We start from the raw sequence: 2,933 nt of genomic DNA, 5'->3' as shown, positions 1-2,933 counted from the left end.
GCCCGCGGCGGTGGCGGTCGAGCCTGCGGCACCTGTAGCCATGCAGCCGGCCAAAACCGGGCCCGGCAGCAAGGAGTCCGACACCAGAACCGGGCCCGACAAGAAGGCCGCGCCGGACCAGCCGGTGGAGCAGGGCGCCCCGATCGGGCCTCCGGCGCCGCAGCCGTCGGCCTGCCGGTTGGCACTGACCGAGGACATCGCGATTGCACCCAGCATCCCCGCCATCAATGGCCCGGGCGCCTGCGGCGGCGACGATCTGGTGCGGCTGGAGGCGGTGGTGCTGCCGGACCAGCATCGGGTATCGCTCAATCCCGCCGCCACGCTCCGCTGCAGCATGGCGACGGCGATCGTCGACTGGGTCAGGACCGACATCGCGCCGCTCGCAGCCAGCGCCGGGGGTGAGATTTCCGGTCTCGAAAATTTCGATTCCTTCGACTGCCGCGGTCGCAACGGCATCGCGGGCGCGCCCTTATCCGAGCACGGCCGCGCCAACGCACTCGATGTGCATGCGTTCCAGCTGGCGGACGGCAAGTCGATCACCCTGACCGATCGCGATGTGCCGCGCTCGCTGCGCGAGGACGTGTTGCACTCGGCCTGCACGCGCTTCACGACGGTGCTGGGCCCAGGCTCGGACGGATACCATGAGGACCATATCCATCTCGACCTGATGCAGCGGCACAACAACTACAAGATCTGCCAGTGGAACGTCTGGGACCCGCTGCCGCAGATCGCGCCGCTGCTGCCCGAGAAGCGGCCCGACGAGGCGCCGCCGCGGCAAGTCGCGGCGGGCCAAGCCGATCAGACAAAGCCGGATGCCGTCACGCCGAAGCCGGACGTCCGATCCGCGCCCGCGACAAGGCGGGGCGCCGAAGGCGATGCACCGGACATGGCGGAAACCAAGGAAAAAGCCAAGGATGGAGCCAGGGACCAGACCAGGCCGCAGGTCCGGGAGAAGACTCAGGATCAAGCCAAGCAAACGACCAGACCGGCCGCGACCACCTTGTCGCCGGGCAAGGCGGCGACCAGCAAGCCCGCAACAAAAAAGCGCCGGTCACGCCGGCGCTTTTGAGAAAACCTGATTTGGCCCGCGTCCCGCGCTACTGAACGCTGTTGCCGCCGCCCTGCAGTGCCATTTGCGAGTTGAACGGGGAGTCGCCATGATGCGGCTCCAGCACCACCACGATGGTGCCGACCTTGACGCGGTTGTAGAGGTCGATCGCGTCCTCGTTGGTCAGGCGGATGCAGCCCGAGGAAATCGACGCACCGATATATTCCGGCTGGTTGGTGCCGTGAATCCTGAACAGTGTGTCCTTACCGCCCGAGTAGAGATACATCGCGCGCGAGCCCATCGGATTGTCCGGTCCGGGCGGCACGAAGGTCGGTACGCCGAGCCGTTCGATCTCACCCTTGGTCGGGTGCCACGGCGGCCACTCGGTCATGCTGCCGACCTTGGCGATGCCTGACCACGCCATGGCTTCCTCGCCGACCGTGATGCCGTAGCGGATCGCCTTGCCGTTATCGAGCACGTAATAGAGATAATGGTTGTCGGAATCGACCACGATGGTGCCGGGCGCTTCCTTGCGGTGATAGTCGACGATCGCGCGGCGGAACGGCTCGGGAATCGGTACGTTAGTATAGCGGATCTTGGAGAGCAACTCCTTGTCGTGCGGCTTGAAGCTGTTCGTATTGGTCGCCTCGTAGGTCGTGGCCTCCATGCAGCCCGACAGCATCAGGCCCGCGGCGGCGAGGAGCCCTAACTTCACCTTCAGCGACGACATTGGTTCACTTCCAATTGAAAGCCAAGCGTTCCTAACCCAAGATTGCGTCGGAAACGCGATGATTCAGTTCAGCTCATTATCGTCGAAATCGCCGACAATTCCAGACCTCAGATGGCCGTCCCGCGATGCGGGACGGTAGTTGTGTCATTTTTGCCGCAAACAGGGCAGGTTTCGGCCGGTTTCTTGGGCAAAGCGGCGGGATTATGCACCGCGAACACGCTCTCGCTCGTTTCATGGCCAGCGCCCCCGCGGGGCATTGGATGGACCGTCCGGTGGTTGTTAAGAACGGGTCGGCTTGCCGTGTTCCCTGTATTGCCGGAGTCGCCGATGCTGTCGGTGTTCGTTCCCTGCGAATTGTGCCTGAAGAAAGTCGCCGTCGACGACCTGGCCACCCTCCCGGAGGCCGCGATCTGGGTCGATCTCTTCAATCCGACCCAGGCCGAGGACCGGGCGGTGGAGCGGCTGGCAGGGATCGCGGTGCCGACCCGCGAGGACATGCAGGAGATCGAGATCTCCAGCCGCCTGTATCTGGAGAACGGCGCCCGTTACATGACGGCGGTGCTGATGTGCCACGCCGACAGCGAAGTGCCCCGCATCACGCCGGTGACGTTCATCCTGGCCGGCCACCGGCTGGTGACCGTGCGCTATGACCAGCCCAGGCCGTTCGCGCTGGTTGAGGCCAAGCTCGCCCGCGCCTGCGCCTCCGGCATCATCGGCGAGAGCGTGCTGATGGAGCTGCTCGATGCCGTGATCGACCGCTCGGCCGACATCCTGGAGCGCCTGGGCTCCGACGTCGATCAGGTCTCCCACGACATCTTCGAGCCCGTGAGCGAGCGGACCGGGGGCACCAAGCGCTATTCGAAGATCCTGATCGCGATCGGCCGCAAGGGCGATCTCACCTCCAAGGTGCGCGAGAGCCTGGTCTCGATCGGCCGTGTCGTCGCCTTCCTGTCGGCGGCGGTGGAGGGCGTCAAATGGTCGAAGGACATGCGCGAGCAGCTCAAGACCCAGCAGCGCGACGTGGCGTCCTTGGCCGACCATGCCTCCTATCTCGCCGGCAAGATCACCTTCGTGCTTGATGCCTTGCTCGGCGTCGTCAATCTCGAGCAGAACAACATCATCAAGCTGTTCTCTGTGATGGCGGTCGTGCTGATG

At 64.9% G+C, this 2,933-nt stretch carries 3 protein-coding genes; 2 read left to right on the top strand and 1 reads right to left on the bottom strand.

Annotated features, from left to right (window positions below):
• Positions 1-1,069, top strand: a 1,069-nt coding sequence (locus WCB02_RS08910) for an extensin family protein (RefSeq protein WP_423957595.1), incomplete at its 5' end; no start/stop codon positions are given.
• Between the two features lie 28 nt (positions 1,070-1,097).
• Here WCB02_RS08910 and WCB02_RS08905 read toward each other — a convergent pair.
• Entirely contained in the window at positions 1,098-1,778 is a 681-nt protein-coding gene (locus WCB02_RS08905; protein ID WP_423957593.1) for a L,D-transpeptidase, read from the bottom strand.
• A 327-nt stretch (positions 1,779-2,105) separates the two neighbouring features.
• On the opposite strand from WCB02_RS08905, the gene WCB02_RS08900 reads away from it, so the two are divergent.
• Positions 2,106-2,933, top strand: an 828-nt coding sequence (locus tag WCB02_RS08900; protein WP_423957590.1) for a magnesium transporter CorA family protein, incomplete at its 3' end; no start/stop codon positions are given.

The sequence above is a fragment of the Bradyrhizobium sp. genome (assembly GCF_049581145.1).
Taxonomy (GTDB): Bacteria; Pseudomonadota; Alphaproteobacteria; order Rhizobiales; family Xanthobacteraceae; genus Bradyrhizobium.
The sequence above is the reverse complement of the archived record's forward strand: the minus strand, read 5'-3'. Positions and strand labels throughout refer to the sequence as shown.